Origin of the sequence: Clostridium sp. CCUG 7971 (assembly GCF_017590215.1) — a bacterium.
In the GTDB taxonomy this organism is placed as follows: Bacteria; Bacillota; Clostridia; order Peptostreptococcales; family Peptostreptococcaceae; genus Faecalimicrobium.
Map to the genome: position 1 here is coordinate 1 of NZ_JAFFPK010000010.1, position 17,204 is coordinate 17,204.

A 17,204-nucleotide genomic window follows, 5' to 3' on the forward strand; every position below is an offset into this window, starting at 1 on the left:
AGATTTAAATCTTTGGTTTTGAGTTTATATTTTCTTAGTCATCTAATTTTAATACAGACATGAATGCCTTTTGAGGAACTTCAACAGATCCTACTTGTCTCATACGTTTCTTACCTTCTTTTTGCTTTTCAAGAAGTTTCTTCTTACGAGATATATCTCCACCGTAGCACTTAGCTAGTACATCTTTTCTAAGTGCACTTATAGTTTCTCTAGCCACTACCTTATTTCCAACAGCTGCTTGTATTGGTATCGGGAATTGATGTCTTGGTATTTCATTTTTTAATTTTTCACACATAGATTTACCTCTTGGATAAGCTCTAGTTTCATGTACTATAAAACTAAGTGCATCTACTTGTTCTTTATTTATTAATACATCAAGTTTAACAAGAGTAGAAGGAACATATCCTTTTATCTCGTAGTCTAGTGATCCATATCCTCTAGTTCTAGATTTTAAAGCATCAAAGAAATCATATACAACTTCGTTAAGAGGAAGGTCATAATGAAGCATAACTCTCTTTTCATCTATATACTCCATATTTATCATATTTCCACGTCTTTCCTGACAAAGTTCCATAACTATACCTACATAATCTTTAGGAACTATTATATCCCCTTTAACTATAGGTTCTTCTATCATTTTGATTTCAGATACCTCTGGTAGATTAGCAGGGTTTTGTATCATAACAACTTCCCCATCAGTTTTTGTAACTCTGTATATAACAGACGGTGCAGTTGTTATAATATCAAGATTAAATTCTCTTTCTAATCTTTCTTGAATTATTTCCATGTGTAAAAGACCTAAGAAACCACATCTAAATCCAAACCCTAATGCTGCTGAAGTTTCAGCTTCAAACTCAAGCGCTGCATCATTTACTTGTAGCTTTTCAAGTGCATCTCTTACATTTTCATACTTTTCACCTTCACCTGGGTATATACCACAGTAAACCATTGGTGTCGCCTTTTTATATCCTGGCATAGGAATATCAGTAGGGTATTCTGCATTAGTTATTGTATCCCCTACCTGACAACTTCTTATATCTTTAATACTTGCTGCGATATAACCAACATCTCCAGCACAAAGTTCATCAAGCTCTGTTTGACCCGGAGCCATAACTCCAACTTCAGTTACTTCGAACTTTTTATTAGTATTCATCATTTTTATTGTCATACCTTTTTTTACAGTTCCTTCGTATACTCTAACATAAGCTACTACACCTTTATACGCATCATAGTATGAATCAAATATTAAAGCTTTTAATGGAGCTTCTTTATCTCCTGTAGGAGCTGGTACATTTTTTACTATAGTTTCTAATACATCTTCTATATTTAGACCGCTTTTAGCTGATATAAGCGGTGCTTCACTTGCATCAAGCCCTATTATATCTTCTATTTCTTGCTTTATTTCATCTGGTCTAGCACTTGGTAAATCTATTTTATTTATAACTGGTAATATCTCTAAATCTTGGTCTAGAGCTAAATAAACGTTAGCTAATGTTTGAGCTTCAACTCCCTGTGCTGCATCTACTACTAATAAGGCCCCTTCACATGCTGCTAAACTTCTTGAAACTTCATAAGTAAAGTCTACATGTCCTGGCGTATCTATAAGATTTAAAAAATATTCATTTCCATCCTTAGCTTTATATACTAATCTTATATTTTGAAGCTTTATAGTGATTCCTCTTTCTCTTTCAAGATCCATGTTGTCTAATAATTGAGCTTTCATGTCTCTGTCACTAACAAGTCCAGTCTTTTGTATTAATCTATCCGCTAAGGTAGACTTACCGTGGTCTATATGAGCTATTATACTAAAATTCCTAGTTCTACTTTGTTTATTGTCCACCTTGTTTCCTCCTTTATTATTTATCATAACTTTTATTTTATAATATATCCTCTTTTATGTAAATAACAGTTATATAAAAATAAGACTTATTATGATATAAGTCTTATTTTTATTATTATTTATTAAAATTTTTAATTATATTATCCTTAATTTCTTCAATATTATTAAAATCTATGTTTTCTTTTATATTACTTATTATAGAACTCATTGTAAATGTTTTTTCTCCTAACATTTGTTTAGCACTATTATCTACTATAATTATACAAATCATTAGATTTATAGCCATACATAACATAAATACTATTTTACTTATAAATCTAATTTTTCTATTTTTATGTTTTTTCTGTATAGTCTTTTCTAATCTACTCATTTGATTCTCCTATTATAATAGACTAATTCTTTTGTTTAAAATATTCATCTAGTATTTGAGCTACATATTTAGCACTTGCTTTTGCCTCATCAGCGCTTGTACCATTACTTCCAACTTCTATTAACATATGGTTTTTAGCAACAAATTGATTATACTTTCCATATGGTTTCTCTACTACTGGAAGAATTAATTCTGGATATTTACTTTGTGCAAACTTTGTTATGTCTTGTGCTAATGATCTAACATGCTCTACATTTGGATTTTTTTCTCCTACTACAAAGAAGAATTTTGCTACTTTTTCTCCATTAATAGTTGTAGTCATTCTTTTTTCTTCTGCCTTTTTAAGTGCATCATTAGTTAAATCTCTTGCATCTCTATGTAAGTCTATAGCAATATCTATACTATTATATTTAGGTAAAATAGATTGTATTGTTTTTAAACTGTTTGCATAAGCATGATTGAATGAAGGATAATCATTGTATTTAGTTGTATGAACTACACCCCATCCTTTTTTATTTAACTCTTCTGTAACTAAGCTACCTACAGCCATTACTGAGTTTTCTTTATCCTTTGAATGGAAATTTCCTCCTGGTGAGTTTGAATATGTTTCTCCAGAGTGTGTATGGTATATTAATATTCTTGGACTTTCTTTAGTTACTCTAATGTCATTTTTATATTCTGATGTATTTACTGTAGTTTTTGTAACTTCGTTATTGCTATTATTTTCATTACTTTTTATTTTTGGTATATTTTCTTCCCCTACATGAAATTTAATATAATCTTTTCCTTGTTTATCCTCTGTGTTTTTATTTTCATTTTTAGTATTTTTACTTACTTCCTTATTATCATCTTTAGCCTCTGGGTATGATGAGTTTACTAAAAACTTTAAAAACTCATCTTTATCCATTGAATAAGATGCTATTGGTAAAATACAAACTAACACACAGGCTATAGAAAGTGCCTTTATGCGTTTTCTTAACATTTTTACTCCTCCTTAATTAATGATCCTACCTGGGTGAAGAGATCTATTTAATCCTTCGCTTATTATTACTGATAAATTTTCAATAGTTTCGTCTATATCCTTAGGTGTTACTATTAAGTTTTTATCATATGGATCTAGTGAATCTTTTATTAAATTATATTTTTCTTCTTCTTTAAGTTGCTTTAACATACTATAAAAATTTTCTATTCCTTCTGATTGATTCATTAAATTGTCAATTGCTAAATCTAATACATCACTTGTTAAAGTTGCAGCGTCTACAACAGTAGGAACACCTATTGCTATAACATCTACTCCTAAATAGTCTTTATTTAGGGCTTTTCTCTTGTTTCCTACCCCTCCTCCAGGTGCTATACCTGCGGTTGATATTTGTATTGTAGTGTTTACCCTTTCCATTTTTCTAGAGGCAAGCGCATCTATGGCTATAACTCTATCTGGTTTAATTTTATCTACAACTGATTTTACAATTTCACTTGTCTCTATCCCTGTAAGTCCCATAACCCCAGGACTTAACCCTGCTACTTCAGTAAAATCATCATCGTAATCTTTGTTATAATTTTTAAAAATATGCCTTGTTACTAGTGTTTTAGATACAGTCTTTGGTCCTAAGGCATCTGATGTTATATTCCAGTTTCCAAGTCCTATTACTAATGTTTTTTTAGTTTTATCTGTACCTAATATTTCTGCTAATTCATTTCTTAAGTAACCTATTACTTCTTCTCTAGATTCATCATCATCAAATTTCATAAGATTACTTTCTAAAGTTATATATTTTCCGATTCCTTTATTCATTATTTGAGAGCCTTGTTCATCTATAACTTCAACTTTTGTTACTATACAATTTTCTAATTCTTTTTTTTCAAGTTTAACCCCTGGTATCTCACTAGATGATTGTCCATCTTCACACATCTCTCTAGCTTCTAAGGCTAAGTCTGTTCTTATACTAATCATTTTAACCCTCCTAGTACAAATTAAATGCTAGTTATAAGTGTTAACAAATTTTAGTATTTTATAACAAAAATTATAATTTTATAAATCCATGAATATTTAATTTCTGTGTTGTAAATTATTTTTATATGGGTTATAATCTAAAAAGTCAAAAGAAAAAGATATTATATAAAACTAATAAATAATTATCCTTGATTTTTAGATTTATTTCTGTTAAAATCTAATATGTTGACGATGAATATAATAAAAAAAACACGAGGGGGTGAACACGGTGGCAAACATAAAATCAGCTAAAAAGAGAATAAAAGTTATCGAAAAGAAAACTGCTTTAAATAGAGCTAGAAAATCTCAAGTTAAAACTGCTATAAGAAGATTCGAAGAAGCTGTATTAGCAGGAAATAAAGATGAGGCTGTATCAAGATTTGAATACGCTCAAAAGAGAATAAGCCAAGTAGCTTCTAAAGGAACTATACACAAGAACGCTGCAGCTAGAAAGATATCTAAATTAGCTCAAAAATTAAACGGAATGAACGCTTAATTAACCGTTTATAATGTTAATAGATATTAGCCCTTGATTAAAATCAAGGGCTTTTTTATTATTAAAAATAAAATACAGAAAAATCTTAGTATTTATACTAAGATTTTTCTGTATTTTATTTAAATTATTTTAGAGTTGCAATACTTTCCTACTAGCATTTCTACAGCTAAATTTTCTCTTATTAACCCATTTTTTATCTTATAATCACTTTCTAATATATAATTTAACATATCTACAATTATATCATCAGAGAAGTTTTTAGTTTGTTTTAATGCTTTCCCCGCTACAAATGGATGAATCTTTAATTTCTCAGCTATTATTTTAGCACTATAACCATCTGTACTTAGTTGTCTAACTTGCATAACTATTTTAAATTGCTTTGCTATCATTGCAAATATACCTAAAACTGACTCCCCTTCTTGTAACATATCATTTAAAATTTTCATTGAGTCCGAAGATTTTTTTTCTCCTATGTAATCTATTAATTTAAATATATCATTTTCAACTTTTTTTGTGATAACTTATCTATTATATCATTTGTCACTTTATTTTCTTTTCCAACAAATGAGCTTATTTTATTAATTTCATTTTCTAAATCAGATAAAGTCTTTTCACTGCTTTTATCCCTATATCCTTCTTGATCTATAAAGTACATTATTTGAGGATTGTCTATTACTACACGATTTAGTTCAAACTTCTTTTTGACCCATTTAAATAAATCCATGTCAGATAATTTATCACAGTTAAATACTATACCTTTTTTATCAATTTTCTTAACTAAAGATTTTCTTTTATCAACATCTCCATATACAGCAAAAACTACTACTGTACTTTCCGGTATATTATCTAAATGTTCAATTAAATACTTTTCATCACTATCACTAAAATTCTTTTTCTTACCTTTTAGTAATTCAAAGTCCTTTATTATAACTATTTTTTTATCATCCATAAATGGTAGTGTCTCTATAGAGCTTATGATTTGATCTAACATAGTTTCTTTTCCATCAATAACATCTAGGTTAAAATCTACCATACTTTCATTTAACGTGTCTTTAAATGACTTTATTGCATTTTCAATCAAGTAGTATTCTCTACCATAAAATAGGTACATATTTTCAAAGTTTTTATTTTTAAGATTATTTATAATATCCTTGTAATTCATTCTTTTGCTCCTTCATAACCTTCTGTTCTTTATAAATCATATATGAAAACACTATTGTATAATAAATAATTACACAATATATGCTTGGATTATTTACTTCAATGTATGAAAAATATAAATTACTAAGTTTTTCTAGTAAAAAATATATTATATCTATTATAAATCCATTAAAGTTTGATATCAACTTTGCTAGTTGTATATTTATTTTAAATAAAGCTACACTCATAATGCTTAAATACATTATAAGACCTATAAACGGCACTATTACTATATTACTAATTACCGAAATTACAGGTATACCTTTAAAATTATAATATACTACTGGTAATGTTAATATATTGGCTGATAATGTTAATGATATTAAACTTATTTTTATAATATTATTTATATAGCCATAGAAATATATTATAGACAATGTAGCGAGAAAAGACAATTGAAAACTTACATTATATATAATATATGGGTTATTTATTATTAAAAATATGCCTATCATAGATAAAGTTGATATTTGATCTCTTTTTTTATCAATAAAAACTGCTAGATACAAAATTATAGTAAATATAACAGATCTTATTATAGACGGTGATGCCCCCACCATAATTGAATATAAAAATATAATAGATGAAAGTATTATTAATTTATAATATTTATTTATTCCACCTATTATAAAGCTTATTAACACACAAAATATACTAGTATGAAGTCCTGAAATGGCTATTATATGACTTGTACCTGTTTTACTAAACATCTCTTTATCTTCTTTAGTAAGATTTTCTTTTTCTCCTATTATTATTGAATTTATAAAATCAGATGTTTCTTTATATAGATACCTTGTTGTACTTCTTATGTATGTCTTTATATTTCCTATTGATAGATATAATTTATTATTCCCTGACACTTCATAACTACTAATATAAATCAATCCTTTATATCCATTACTCTTTAAATATTTACCATAATTAAAATCTTCATAATTTATTCTATCTAAACTTTTAAACTTTCCTTCTATCTTTATGATTTGTCCCATTTTTATATTTCTACTTTTTTTATAATCTCTTATTAAAAATTCATCTACTTTATACTCATTATATTTTTCCTTTTCTTTTTTGTCTTTTACTAAGCCTTCTATAATTATATTTTTATTATCATATAATATATTTTCTTTTTCATTTTTAGTATATATAGATGATATAAAAATAATAATAACAAATACTATTAGCAGTGGTCTTCTCATCCTACCTCCTAATACAACCTTTTTCTTTGATTATTTTCAAAGGCTTTAAATTTTAAACAATTATAATTACTAACAAATAAAAAAGAGATATCTAATTGATACCTCTTATATATATTCATTTATATAATTTTTTTTCTTTGTAAATATAGTGTTAAATAATTTAATTACATTTTCACTACATTCATTTTCTGACTTGTTATTTATCACTAATGCCTCTTCCATATCTATATATGAAAATGATAGTTGAGTCATAGTATTTATAGTAAAATATCCATCATAATCACTATCAACTTTTTTAACTTCTAGTTTATTGTTATTTAATTTTATATTAAATACTCCATTATTTTCACTTAAAAATTGATCTTCTACGAACACATTCGCTTCTAAATTTAAATTACTATCTATATCTAAACTTTCTAAGTATTTTTCTAAGTTTATAATTCTACCCATCATAAATGGCTTTATCTTTATTTGTGAGGTTTTAGGATTATCTAGTATAAATCTTATTTTATCATTTACAGGTGACGAAATTACAACTTCTCTACATTGAGTGTTATGATTATATATAAACTTTAGCATAGATTTTAGAGAATTAATATTTTTATAAAATAGTTCTCTAACAAACATCTTGTCTCCATTTAAGAAATAAATTATATACCCTTGATTGCCTTCATCTTCATGTATATACATATATCCATTTTCACTTTTCACTTCTTTGAATTGGTTTTTATAATATTCATCCGTCTTATAAACATTTCCATTAGTATCTTTTAAGAAAAACTTACTAATATCTATTAAATCATTTATATGAGATTCATTTATTTTATGTAATCTACCACCTATTCTAAATCTTTTTAAATCTTCAATATCTATAGTATATTCAAGTTGGTCGTAACAATGTTCATATCCATATTGTCTATACAGTCTATAATCTATTGGCATAAGAATTGATATTAACTGTCCTTTTGCATATAGTTCTCTAAGTGTAAATTTCATTATATTTCTCATATATCCTCTTCCTCTAACTTGAGGTAGTGTTGAAACTCCGACTACATATGAACTATCATATACTTTATCATTTAAAATAAGTTTATATTGATTTAATTGAAGGGAAGAAACTATTTCTTCCCCTTCATTTACTACAACAGTGTTAAATCTGCTGTACTTATCGTTAAAATAATAATTTACGAAACTATCACTATCATCAAAGCAATAATTCCATATATCTTTTATATCATCTATCTCATTAGACCTAGCATATCTTATTTGCATTTTATGCCTCCCTAACAGTATACTTTTCTACAAATCTACATGGATGGTAAGAAAGTTTAGCTTTTCTAAGTCCTTCTATTCCTAAATCTTCTTCTCTGTTTACAAATTCAACATCTTCAAATTCATTTACTATAAATTGTTGATTTATATATGGGTATAATCCTCTAATTTCCGGATTAGCTTTTTCTATATGAACTAAAGCCATATTTTTATTTAATAATTCACCAATTGTAAATGCTTCTAATTTTCCATCTACATATATTCCAGCTACCTTTAATTTATCTTTTAAAACATCATAGTTATCAAATATTTTCTTTATTCCTATAAGTTCATCATCCATACCTTCATCAAATTCATCATGTTCTTCTTTATTATTCGTCCATTCTTTCATTAAATCTAAACATTCTTTGAAGTTTTCTTTATCTAATAATTTATATTCAAATCTTCCTTCATATTCATTTAAGAAATAGTTTATATGATTTCTTTTCTTTTGATTTTTTCTTCCAGCTAAAGTTCTTAAGCTTTCTCCATCATATACATAGTCAAATAAATCTCTTTCTTCTATATATTCAAATTTATCTGGGTATCTTTCTTTTAAAAATTCTACGATATCTTTATTAACACCTCTTAAATATATCTTTTTATTTCCCTCTTCAAAGTGCCTTACTACAAAATCTATAACTTCAGGCAGCTTTTCTTTACGAGCTAATGGCTGTATTGAAAAGCTATCACCTTCATATTCTCCAACTATTACTGCAAAATCTTCTCCGATATAATATCCTGTGTTATAAGCATGTTGCCACATATATAAAGTACTAAAACAGTACTCACAAGCTTCATAATCGACTAATTCAAAATATGGATCTAATTCCTGTTTTGAATTTATATTAATTTCTTTAAAAATCATAAAATCCTCCTAGTTTTACTACTTTAACATTTAATTTATAAATATATACCACTTTAATTTTATTCATTATATAAAATACTCTTTATTAATTATTTTAGTGAATCATTATTTTATTGAATTATCTTATATTATATTGTTTAGAATATAAAATAAAATACTTTTACTAACTTATATTACCCATCTTATATTTTTTGTAAACATGTAATGAATGGAGGTATTATGCAATTTAGGAATTTATTTATAACATTGATATTTATTATAATATCACTTTTATGCGGTTGTGACAAAAATTCTCATTTAGCTGTACATATAATTGATGTTGGTCAAGGAGATAGTATTTTAATACAAACTCCTAATTCTAAAAATATTTTGGTAGATAGCGGAGATGAAAATAGTTCACATATAATTAAATCTTACTTAAAAAAATATAAAGTAAAGACTGTAGATATAATGATTGCTACCCATCCAGACTCAGACCACATCGGAGGACTTGATAATATAATTAATGATTTTAACGTTAAATCAATCTTTATGCCAGAACAAGAAACAAATACTAACGCTTATAAAAATTTAGTTAATGCTTGTTTAAATAAAAATTTATCTATTCAACACTTATATAAAGATGACACCATAAATATTGAAGATAATATAGATATACTAACTTTAAATCCTTCTTTTATCCAAGATGATAATAACTTAAATTCAATCGTATTCAAACTAAACTTTATGAATAAATCATTTTTATTTACAGGAGATGCTGAGTATCAAAATGAAATGGATATCATAAATTCCTTTAATTTAAATGATGTAGATTTTTTAAAAGTAGGACATCACGGCAGTAGCTCTTCAACTAATGAAAACTTTTTAAAAGAAGTATCTCCAGATATAGCTACAATATCATGTGGGTATAAAAATCAATACGGACATCCTCATAGATCAACTCTAGAAAATTTATCTACTGAAGGTATAAAAGTCTATAGAACTGATTTACTTGGAGATATTGTATTTTATAGCGATGGTAAAACTATTTATACTAAAAAGAATTATAAATATGAAAAATAAGGAACAATATTACTTGTTCCTTATTTATTATTTATTTAATAAGTCATTTATAACTACAGATGCTATTATTAAACCTCCAACAGATGGTACAAATGAAGTACTTCCTGGTGTTATTTTTTTGCCGTTCATTATTTTCTTTTTTAGTTCTTGAGGTTGTTCTGTTGAGTATACAACCTTTAATTTTTTTATCCTTCTATCCTTTAGTTCTTTTCTCATTACTTTAGCTAATGGGCACATACTTGTTTTATGTATATCTGTAACAACTATTTTTGTAGGATCTAATTTATTTCCCATACCCATAGAACTTACAATCTCTAATCCTTTAGACTTGCAAGTTTCTATTAAGTGTATTTTTGATGTAACCATATCTATAGCATCTATTACATAATCATAATCTTCCGTTAGTATCTCCTCACTCGTATCTTTGTTATATACTTTTCTAACAGCTTTAATATTTATATCGGGATTAATATCAAGTATTCTTTCTTTCATAACTTCTACCTTATACTTTCCTACTGTAGAGTGTAGCGCCGGAAGCTGTCTATTGATATTTGTTATATCTACATCATCAAAATCAACAATTGTAAGGTTTCCCACTCCTGCTCTAGCTATTGCTTCTGCAGCAAAACTTCCAACCCCTCCAACTCCAAATACTATCACATTAGAATTTTTTAATTTTTCTAGTCCTTCATCACCTATTATAAGGCCTGTTCTTGTTTTAAAGTTTTTTTCCATATTTACTATGCTCCTAAAGTTATTTATTTTAGTTTAACAGAATATATTTTAATATTAAATCCTAAAATTTTAAGGAGGTTTAATTTGAATAAAATTATAAATCTGCTATCTTTTTTACTTATTATAAACTTACTTATCTTAGGTAACTTACTGGTAAAAAAATATACCCATGAAACTATATTACCTATTTCTTATGCTAAAGATGTTATGCATAATAATGATAATTATAATTTAATTTTAAAAATTTTAAAAGACACTAATAATGATAATCTTATAAAATATGCTGATTATATAGAAATTTCCGTTACCGATGAAATACCTAATGATAATAAAAATAAAGTTGCTTTTACTTTATCTTTACCTGAACAAATTTCTTTTATAGCTATTTATAATAAAATTGATAATAATAATTTAAAATTTCAATGTAGTATTAATAACTTAGCTCTTGTTAGCAACTTTTATTTTTATAAGGATTTCTTAATAGTTGAGCAAAAAGACTCTAATTCTTCTAATAATATTAGCCAAAGAGAGTTTTTCGAAATATTTTATAAAAAAGATAATAAGTACATATCCGTTTTTAATAAAAGTATATATAGTGAAAAATTAAATAAAAAAGATAACAGCGATGATCTAATCAAAAATATAGAAACAAGTTCTATAGATTATTTAGAAGGATCTATACCTCGAATTTTATGTATAACAACTATAACGGAATATGAAGGTTCTCAGTCTAGCGAAGAATTCAATGAAATAAATAAAAATACCACAAAAGAAATATATAAGTGGGATGATAAAAATGAGAAGTTTATAAAATCAACAGCTGAAAATATAAATAAATAATTCTCTATCTTTAATATGCAAAAAGGAACTCAAAAGAGTTCCTTTTTATAATTGGCGGGAGTGCGTGGGAATCGAACCCACCCAAGAAGCTATTAACCCCTCATACTAGTTTTGAAGACTAGAGGACACACCAGCACCCATCCACCCCCATATAAAATAAATTTTTTATAGCTTAAGTCTTATAATAACATTTTTATTTATAATTTTCAACAGATTTATAATTTTTAATCATATTAAATAAAAAGAAGTAGCTAAATAGCTACTCCTTAATTTTATCCAACAATATATATATCTATAGTTTTTCTTCCCCAGTTTTTAACTGTAGACTCATCATTCATAAATATATCTATTTTATTTCCCTTTATAGCTCCTCCGCAGTCTTCTGCTATAAATGTCTGACCAAATTGAGGTATATACACCTTTGTTCCGTATGGTATTACACTTGGGTCTACTGCTATAGTTCCCCACTTAGGCTTTGTACCTGTAGATGTTACAGTATCTCCTGAATAAGCCGTTGCAACTACCTTCATATGTTTACCTTTACTACTTGATGAATTTGATTTAGCCGATACAGTTGATGTAGTTGCTACATTAGCTTTTCTTCCAGTATTAGAACCTCTTGATGATGCAACTTGAACCTCAACTTTAGTTCCTTTTTTAACTATCTTATTAACTGGCTCAACTGATACTAATTCTTCTACAAATTTCTTTTCCATTTGTTTCCCATTATGATAAGTTATTTTATAAACTAATTCATTCTTACCAGCTTGCCCTTCTGTTTTAATTTCCGTTTTACCTTTTAGTAAATTGTTATCTTCAACTACATTTACTTCAAAAGGTACCTCTTTGTTTTCTTTAATAACTTCTTCTTTAACGTCTATTATTTCTATTTTCGATCCATCTTTTAACTTACTATCTAAATCTACGCTTACAATATCATTTCCGTCATATTTAACATTTTGTTCTTCTAAAATTTCCTTCACTGTAGATTTAAACGTTGATACTGATGTTTCCTCTCCTTTTACTACTAAGGTTATATCTTTGTTTAATATAGAGTAGCCACCTGCTAAAATTCCAACTGATAATAAACCGGCCAAGACCGAGACTTTTAATGTTTTATTATTTTTTAAGTTCATAATATTCTCCTTCCTTATCTTCTAAGTTTTATATTTAAATTAAAGTTATTTGTCACTTTCTATGTATAAATTGTAACTTTTTTGATACCACTTGTCAACTTGACAAAAAATAAAAAATATGCTTACTTAGTTTTTCCAAAGTGTCCAGCATACTTTTTATTAGTTACATTTTTGTAACATTTAATTTGATTTTAGTTCATATTTATACCCTTTAATTCCATTTGAAAGACTATATATTTTTTCAAATCCATTTATAATTAATACCTTGCCTGCACTTATACTTTTACTTCCTATTCCACAATATAAAATAATAGATTTTTTCTTGTATAAATCTAAAAAATTTAATTTATCAGTTATTTCATTTATGGGAATATTTATAGCCCCTGGCAAATGCCCTTTATGGTAATTTTCATTATCTCTTAAATCTATAATTAAATCAAATTGATTATTTTCTATCATTTCTTTAACTTGAATCGGCTTTAACATAATTAAATCCATAAAATATCACCTAATTCCTTTTAATACATATTATTAAAATTATATTTAAAAGTTACAATTAAATACAAAAATAGCCAGATTTCTAATTAAATTAGAAGTCTGGCTATTTTTATATATTAGGTATTTGCCAATCAATAGGCTCTTTATTTATACTTTTAAGAATTTCATTTATTTTTGAAAAGTGTTTACATCCGAAAAATCCTCTATATGCCGATAGCGGGCTTGGATGAGGAGATTCTAGTATGTAATGTTTTTTATTATCTATTAATTTTTTCTTACTACGTGCGTTTGAACCCCATAAAACGAATATAATTGGTTCTTCACGCCCATTTAAAATCTTTATTATACTGTCAGTGAAAATTTCCCATCCTTTATCTTTATGAGAATTAGCTTCATGAGCTCTAACTGTTAATGCTGTATTTAATAAAAGAATTCCTTGATCAGCCCAAGGCATTAAATATCCATTATTAGGTATAAAACATCCTAAATCTGATTGTAATTCCTTATATATATTTAATAAAGATGGAGGAGTTTGTATTCCTTTTTGAACTGAAAATGCTAAACCATGAGCCTGACCTTCTCCATGATATGGATCTTGCCCTAATATTAAAACCTTAGTACCATTATATGATGTATGCTTTAAAGCTTCAAATATGTTGTTTGCATCAGGGTATATTATTTTTGAACTATATTCAGCCTTTAAAAATTCTCTTAAGTTTAGATAATATTCTTTTTTAAATTCATCTTCTAATAGAATATCCCAATCATTACCTAATTTAACCATAATATCACCTACTTTAATTTAATATAAATCTATTTATATCTATTTTTCTACTATTTTAGTAATATATATCCGAAAATTCTATTTTTATTTTTTCATCAATATTATATATCCTTCTATCTTCCTGATAATCGTCATTATGTACATTTGTTTTAGGTATAATTATTATAAACTCAGTACCTTTATTTTCCTCACTTTTAACATATATACTACCATTATGTAGTTCAACTAAGTTTTTTACTATAGAAAGACCTATTCCACTACCCTCTGCATTTCTAGATAATGTTTTATTTACCTGTCCAAATTCTTCAAATATTAATCCTATTTTATTCTTTGGTATACCAACTCCATTATCTAGTACACTTATTGCAACATTACTTCCTTTATCATATATATTTACATTTATACTTCCACCAATATCTGTGAATTTTATACAATTTGATAATAAATTTAATATTATTCTTTCCATTTCAGATTTATCTATATTAACATATACTTCTTCACTATCTGTATCAAATACAATGCTTATATCTTTTTTATTTGCATATTCTTCTATTTTCATAAATAAGTCTTCAACAACATTTACAATATTGTATTTATATAGCTTTAACCTATAGAATCCTGATTCCATCTTCGTTAGATCTATTATATTTCCAATTAATCTTTGTAATCTATATGAACTTTGTCTAACTAAATCTATATGAGATTTCACGCTATTATTATAATCTTCAATTTTTTCATTTTTATAAAGTGAATCTAATAATTGGTTAGAACTAGAAATAACATTTAATGGTGTTTTAAGTTCATGGGACATGTTCGCAAAGAATTCTGTTTTTATTTTATCAGTCTTAAATCTATCTAGTATTTCTTTTTCTGCCATCTCAGATGTTTTTTTATAGGTTAAATCTTTGATTATAAGCATTATATAATTATCTTCATTAAAAAATGGAGTTGCATTTACTTCTACTTGAACCTTATTTTTATTATGTGTTATTAACTCATACTCTAGTAAAAGCATGTATTTATTTTTGCTGATAACCTTTTTCATTTTTCTATCAAATAAATCTTCTTCTTCTTCAGTTAAATTTATTATACTTTTAATATTGTTATTATTAATTTGATTTAAGCTATTAATTTCTAACATATCTAAAAGAGATTTATTAGCATATGTAATTTGTAATTCTTCATTTAATAGACAAATACCATCAGGTAATATATCTATAAACTTGGAATATGCTTTTTGATTTTCTCTTAGCCTCATTTGAGCTCTTTTACGACTAGTTATATCCCTTACCACTACTATAGTGTTTAATTCTTTATTTTTTGTATAATCTGAAAATTCCATTTCTAGAAATACTTCTTTTCCATCAATTTTAAAGTAAGCTTCTTTATTTTTATTTTCCCTATAGAAATTAAAATCTATAGAATTTAATCTTTCTTTAAATATACTCTTACTTGCTTTATTAGTATATATTTTTTCTCCATTTTGAAAAACTATTATTCCATCTCCTATACTTTCTAAAAATCTTTCAGATTTCTTATTAGCATCGATTATTTTTTGTCCATACTCTATTTGTCTTGTTTTGTTTATTAATATACATAGAGCACCTTGTATATTACCCTTTATTATTAAGGGAGAAAATGCAGCATGATAAACTCTATTATTATTTACTTTAATAATTTGGTTTAAATTTTCTTTACCATCAAATACATAATCTACATTTTTTATAAAATCGTCAAAGTTACCTATTGTATATTTCATACTTTCTTCTATGCTATTAGTTATTTTATCGCCTTCATATGCAAATATTGATTCAAATTTTTTATTTGTATATGTCACTTTTTTATCTTTATTAAAAACTATTATGCAATTTACTGAAACATCTAATGTTGATTGCAATTTTGACTCTTTATCATTAAGAACTTCCTTAAGACCATACATATTATTTGTATGTTCTATAAGCTTAATATTATTATTTTTTAATATATTTGTTTTTTTTACTAGTTCATAGTTTATGGAATTTAATTTATTATAAGGTTTTTTAAAATTTGCATATACTATGTAGTTATATATATATATCATAGCTACATTAGTTATAATTTGGCTTAATATATCTGCAAATTTTAAATTATTTGAATACGGATTTATTAGTGTTGTTATTCTAGATAGAGATATAACTATAATCATCCTCTTAAAATAGTACTTTTCTTGATCATCTAGACATTCTCCAATGTTACCAACTTTTTTATATATAACCATACCCATTAAAAGTAAAAATCCATTTATAATCAATTCAATTAATAACTTATTTTCTTTTTCCATTAAGTTTATTTTTATTAAACTATTATCTGACAAAGCTTTCATTGCTATAAATATTGATATCGTTGTAACAACTGTCAATATAATTATATCCATAATCACATTTTTATCTCGTTTTATGTGATTAAAACTTAAATATATACCTATCATTGGTAGTATATCTACAAAAGCTATTAAGATAACTTTAAAATTGTTACTGTAATACATATTACTTCTATCTGTTACCATTGTAATTACATAAATACATTCTATTATCCCAGTAAGTGCAAATACTGCACCTAAAAATATACAAAATTTATCTATATTAAATTCTATACTTTTAAATACTATTATTCCCATAGCAATTAAAAATGTAGAATATATAGTGTGTACAAAAATTTCAAACTGAGCAACATCTTTCATAATATATGATAATAATATATATCCTATAAAAATAAATAAAATAGCTAAGTTTTCATTTATATAGTTTTTCTTTTCCCTTATCGATACAATATCCTCCAATACCCTCTCCTCCTATTTATTTATACTCTATTATTATACTATAAATGCTTTTTTATCTCA

Annotated in this window: 15 protein-coding genes, 1 tRNA gene and 1 pseudogene; 3 read left to right on the forward strand and 14 right to left on the reverse strand. The window is 25.9% G+C overall.

What is annotated here, in order from left to right; translation table 11 throughout:
- Positions 1-34: 34 nt before the first annotated feature.
- The 4 genes from lepA to gpr form a co-directional block, all read right to left on the reverse strand.
- On the reverse strand, positions 35-1,840 hold the full coding sequence (gene lepA, locus JWF52_RS01640; RefSeq protein ID WP_502711241.1) for a translation elongation factor 4: 1,806 nt from the start codon (positions 1,838-1,840) through the stop codon (positions 35-37).
- Between the two features lie 115 nt (positions 1,841-1,955).
- Positions 1,956-2,210, reverse strand: coding sequence for a hypothetical protein (locus JWF52_RS01645; RefSeq protein WP_208331618.1), 255 nt, complete (start codon positions 2,208-2,210; stop codon positions 1,956-1,958).
- Positions 2,211-2,232: 22 nt separating this feature from the next.
- Complete coding sequence (gene spoIIP / locus JWF52_RS01650) at positions 2,233-3,192, reverse strand: stage II sporulation protein P (protein WP_208331619.1); 960 nt, start codon at positions 3,190-3,192, stop codon at positions 2,233-2,235.
- Positions 3,193-3,204: 12 nt separating this feature from the next.
- Positions 3,205-4,161, reverse strand: a complete 957-nt coding sequence (gene gpr / locus JWF52_RS01655; RefSeq protein ID WP_208331620.1) for a GPR endopeptidase — start codon at positions 4,159-4,161, stop codon at positions 3,205-3,207.
- Between the two features lie 268 nt (positions 4,162-4,429).
- On the opposite strand from gpr, the gene rpsT reads away from it, so the two are divergent.
- Complete coding sequence (gene rpsT / locus JWF52_RS01660) at positions 4,430-4,696, forward strand: 30S ribosomal protein S20 (RefSeq protein ID WP_208331621.1); 267 nt, start codon at positions 4,430-4,432, stop codon at positions 4,694-4,696.
- Between the two features lie 119 nt (positions 4,697-4,815).
- On the opposite strand, the pseudogene holA reads toward rpsT, so the two are convergent.
- From holA to JWF52_RS01680, 4 genes and pseudogenes are all read right to left on the reverse strand, one after another.
- A pseudogene (gene holA / locus JWF52_RS01665) lies at positions 4,816-5,858 on the reverse strand (DNA polymerase III subunit delta).
- Positions 5,833-7,092: a ComEC/Rec2 family competence protein gene (locus tag JWF52_RS01670; RefSeq protein WP_208331622.1), complete on the reverse strand. Its 1,260-nt coding sequence runs from the start codon at positions 7,090-7,092 to the stop codon at positions 5,833-5,835. Before JWF52_RS01670 ends, holA begins: the two are co-directional and overlap by 26 nt.
- Before the next feature lie 105 nt (positions 7,093-7,197).
- A complete protein-coding gene (locus JWF52_RS01675) occupies positions 7,198-8,364 on the reverse strand; it encodes a GNAT family N-acetyltransferase (RefSeq protein WP_208331623.1) in 1,167 nt (388 codons plus the stop codon).
- 1 nt (position 8,365) lies between these two features.
- The gene (locus tag JWF52_RS01680) at positions 8,366-9,271 is read right to left on the reverse strand and encodes a DUF2156 domain-containing protein (protein WP_208331624.1); all 906 of its coding nucleotides are present in this window, start codon (positions 9,269-9,271) and stop codon (positions 8,366-8,368) included.
- Between the two features lie 219 nt (positions 9,272-9,490).
- Between JWF52_RS01680 and JWF52_RS01685 the strand changes: the two genes are divergently transcribed.
- Positions 9,491-10,333: a ComEC/Rec2 family competence protein gene (locus JWF52_RS01685; protein WP_208331625.1), complete on the forward strand. Its 843-nt coding sequence runs from the start codon at positions 9,491-9,493 to the stop codon at positions 10,331-10,333.
- 27 nt (positions 10,334-10,360) lie between these two features.
- Here the strand turns inward: JWF52_RS01685 and JWF52_RS01690 are convergent, their stop codons facing one another.
- Positions 10,361-11,068 (reverse strand): tRNA threonylcarbamoyladenosine dehydratase, encoded by a 708-nt coding sequence (locus JWF52_RS01690; protein WP_208331626.1) that lies wholly within the window; start codon positions 11,066-11,068, stop codon positions 10,361-10,363.
- A gap of 84 nt (positions 11,069-11,152) precedes the next feature.
- Here JWF52_RS01690 and JWF52_RS01695 point away from each other — a divergent pair, with 84 nt between their 5' ends.
- Positions 11,153-11,908: a hypothetical protein gene (locus tag JWF52_RS01695; RefSeq protein ID WP_208331627.1), complete on the forward strand. Its 756-nt coding sequence runs from the start codon at positions 11,153-11,155 to the stop codon at positions 11,906-11,908.
- Between the two features lie 52 nt (positions 11,909-11,960).
- On the opposite strand, the gene JWF52_RS01700 is transcribed toward JWF52_RS01695, so the two are convergent.
- The 5 genes from JWF52_RS01700 to JWF52_RS01720 all read right to left on the reverse strand — a co-directional run bounded on the left by JWF52_RS01700 (position 11,961) and on the right by JWF52_RS01720 (position 17,144).
- Positions 11,961-12,057, reverse strand: a tRNA-Sec gene (locus JWF52_RS01700).
- Positions 12,058-12,180: 123 nt separating this feature from the next.
- Positions 12,181-13,044 carry a resuscitation-promoting factor gene (locus tag JWF52_RS01705; protein ID WP_208331628.1) on the reverse strand — a complete coding sequence of 288 codons (864 nt, stop codon included), beginning with the start codon at positions 13,042-13,044 and terminating at the stop codon, positions 12,181-12,183.
- Between the two features lie 180 nt (positions 13,045-13,224).
- Positions 13,225-13,542, reverse strand: coding sequence for a rhodanese-like domain-containing protein (locus JWF52_RS01710; protein WP_208331629.1), 318 nt, complete (start codon positions 13,540-13,542; stop codon positions 13,225-13,227).
- A 109-nt stretch (positions 13,543-13,651) separates the two neighbouring features.
- A complete protein-coding gene (locus JWF52_RS01715; RefSeq protein WP_208331630.1) occupies positions 13,652-14,326 on the reverse strand; it encodes a uracil-DNA glycosylase in 675 nt (224 codons plus the stop codon).
- A gap of 55 nt (positions 14,327-14,381) precedes the next feature.
- Positions 14,382-17,144: a sensor histidine kinase gene (locus tag JWF52_RS01720; protein ID WP_286183950.1), complete on the reverse strand. Its 2,763-nt coding sequence runs from the start codon at positions 17,142-17,144 to the stop codon at positions 14,382-14,384.
- Between the last annotated feature and the right edge of the window lie 60 nt (positions 17,145-17,204).

What these genes read in the sequence shown, in the direction of transcription:
- JWF52_RS01710 (WP_208331629.1), bottom strand. Translation starts at nt 13,542, where the DNA reads ATGGATTTAATTATGTTAAAGCCGATTCAAGTTAAAGAAATGATAGAA.
- gpr (WP_208331620.1), bottom strand. Translation starts at nt 4,161, where the DNA reads ATGATTAGTATAAGAACAGACTTAGCCTTAGAAGCTAGAGAGATGTGT.
- spoIIP (WP_208331619.1), bottom strand. Translation starts at nt 3,192, where the DNA reads ATGTTAAGAAAACGCATAAAGGCACTTTCTATAGCCTGTGTGTTAGTT.
- JWF52_RS01645 (WP_208331618.1), bottom strand. Translation starts at nt 2,210, where the DNA reads ATGAGTAGATTAGAAAAGACTATACAGAAAAAACATAAAAATAGAAAA.
- JWF52_RS01670 (WP_208331622.1), bottom strand. Translation starts at nt 7,092, where the DNA reads ATGAGAAGACCACTGCTAATAGTATTTGTTATTATTATTTTTATATCA.
- JWF52_RS01715 (WP_208331630.1), bottom strand. Translation starts at nt 14,326, where the DNA reads ATGGTTAAATTAGGTAATGATTGGGATATTCTATTAGAAGATGAATTT.
- JWF52_RS01690 (WP_208331626.1), bottom strand. Translation starts at nt 11,068, where the DNA reads ATGGAAAAAAACTTTAAAACAAGAACAGGCCTTATAATAGGTGATGAA.
- JWF52_RS01680 (WP_208331624.1), bottom strand. Translation starts at nt 9,271, where the DNA reads ATGATTTTTAAAGAAATTAATATAAATTCAAAACAGGAATTAGATCCA.
- JWF52_RS01705 (WP_208331628.1), bottom strand. Translation starts at nt 13,044, where the DNA reads ATGAACTTAAAAAATAATAAAACATTAAAAGTCTCGGTCTTGGCCGGT.
- JWF52_RS01675 (WP_208331623.1), bottom strand. Translation starts at nt 8,364, where the DNA reads ATGCAAATAAGATATGCTAGGTCTAATGAGATAGATGATATAAAAGAT.
- JWF52_RS01685 (WP_208331625.1), top strand. Translation starts at nt 9,491, where the DNA reads ATGCAATTTAGGAATTTATTTATAACATTGATATTTATTATAATATCA.